Raw genomic sequence first — 1777 nt, 5'->3', positions numbered from 1 at the left:
TCTGTGTGGTACGGCTCGTCGCAGCGAAACGCCCGTTTCGCAATGCGGCCAGACGGTGCGCGATTCGGCCAGCCGGCGCGTGCTCAGCGCGCTCCCAACTCCCTGGTGAAGCCGGGCGGTATCAAAATGTCATCCGCAGTGAGGTCATGAATGGACGAATGCCCGAGACCCATCAGCGCCGAGTCGATTCCACCGCGCAGAATGTCCAGCACGTTCTCGACGCCGGCTTGGCCCGCCGCCGCCAGCCCCCACAGGTACGCTCGTCCGATCATCACCGCACGCGCCCCCAGCGAAACCGCCTTCACCACGTCACTCCCCCGCCGGATGCCCCCGTCGAGCAGGACCTCCACCTGGTCGCCGACGGCCTGCGCCACCGCGGGCAGCGCGCGAATCGACGCGGGTGTGCCGTCCAGGTTGTTGCCGCCGTGGTTGGACACCGAGATCGCCGAAACACCTGCGTCCACCGCCCTTTTGGCGTCGTCGACGCGCATCACGCCCTTGAGCATGAACGGTCCGCCCCACAGTTCCCGCAGCCAGGCGATGTCCTCCCAGGTAGGCGGCGGTGTGCCCATCCATTCGCCGTACGCGGAGAAGAACGGCGGGCCGGGCTCGCCACGGCGGCCCTGATTGGGGACTCGCAGGTCCGGCGGCCGCATCGTCTTGCCGAACTTCCACAGCCAGCGCGGCTTGGTGATCGCCTCCGGCGAAAGCTTCAGGATGTTCTTCAGGTTCATCTCTTCGGGGATCTTGGGGCTGCCCCAGTCGCGGCCGTGGGAGAACGTCCAGTCGGTGGTGACGATCAATCCGACCGCACCTGCCGCCCGCGCCCGCTCGGCGCGTTCGGCGATCGCGTCCCGTCCGCCGAGCCAGTAGATCTGGAAGAAGATCTTGGGGTTGGCGGCGATGACCTCCTCGATCGGCTTGCTGGCGAATGAGGACAGACCCATTGCCGTGCCGCGGGCGGCGGCGGCACGTGCGACCGCGACCTCGCCGTCGGGGTCAACCGCCTGAACGCCGGTCGGTGAAATGAGCACCGGCATCGAAATGTCCTGGCCCATAACCGTGGTCGAGAGGTCGCGTTTCGCGCTGGCACCGATGACGTGCGGCGCGAATCCGAGTTCGCTGAATGCCGCCACATTGTCGGCCACCGTCACGCCTTTTTCACTGGCCGAGATAAGCGACGAATAGACGGATTTCGGCAGCCGCCGCTTAGCGCGTTGCTGGGCAATGGCGACTGTTTCAAACCATTGGTCTGCCATGGTTATACGGGACTTTCATTGCACAGCCGCGACGGCGGCCTCATGGACAGGGTCAACGGCACCGGCGTGGTGATCCGCTTACCGCGGGAGTGGTCGACGCGCGGCCTCGGCGTCTGGCGCTCGGATTCCAGCGCCGGCGCCCCGTGGCCCTGTACGCACTCGGGATCGGGGCCGTCCATCGGCAGGCCGGTGAAGAATTTCGCCGCCATACAGCCGCCCCGGCAGCTGTCGTAGTGCCCGCAACTGCCGCAGGCTCCGGCGGACTGTGGCTCGCGCAGTTCGCGGAACAGTGGCGCGTTCTTCCAGACATTGGAAAAGCCGAGGCCGAAACCGCTATCCGTCAAAACGTTTCCGGCCAGGAAGCGGTCATGGATGGCGAACGGGCAGGCGTACACGTCGCCCACCGGGTCGATCAGGCACACCACCCGGCCGGCCCCGCACATGTTCAGCCCGGCCAGCGCGCCCGGCGACCCCAGCGGCGCCAGGTGGAAGAAGGAGTCTCCGGTCAGCACGCCCTC

Annotated in this window: 2 protein-coding genes; both read right to left on the bottom strand. The window is 67.1% G+C overall.

Features of this window, described 5'->3' with window-relative positions; all coding sequences use genetic code 11:
- Positions 1 to 83 precede the first annotated feature (83 nt).
- Positions 84 to 1259: a pre-mycofactocin synthase MftD gene (gene mftD, locus AO501_RS14130; protein ID WP_055578319.1), complete on the bottom strand. Its 1176-nt coding sequence runs from the start codon at positions 1257 to 1259 to the stop codon at positions 84 to 86.
- 2 nt (positions 1260 to 1261) lie between these two features.
- A partial coding sequence (locus AO501_RS14125; RefSeq protein WP_156452553.1) for an SPASM domain-containing protein occupies positions 1262 to 1777 on the bottom strand: 516 nt, incomplete at its 5' end.

The organism is Mycobacterium gordonae, from assembly GCF_001417955.2.
Lineage (GTDB): Bacteria > Actinomycetota > Actinomycetes > Mycobacteriales > Mycobacteriaceae > Mycobacterium > Mycobacterium gordonae_B.
This window is presented reverse-complemented; position numbering and strand designations above follow the sequence as displayed.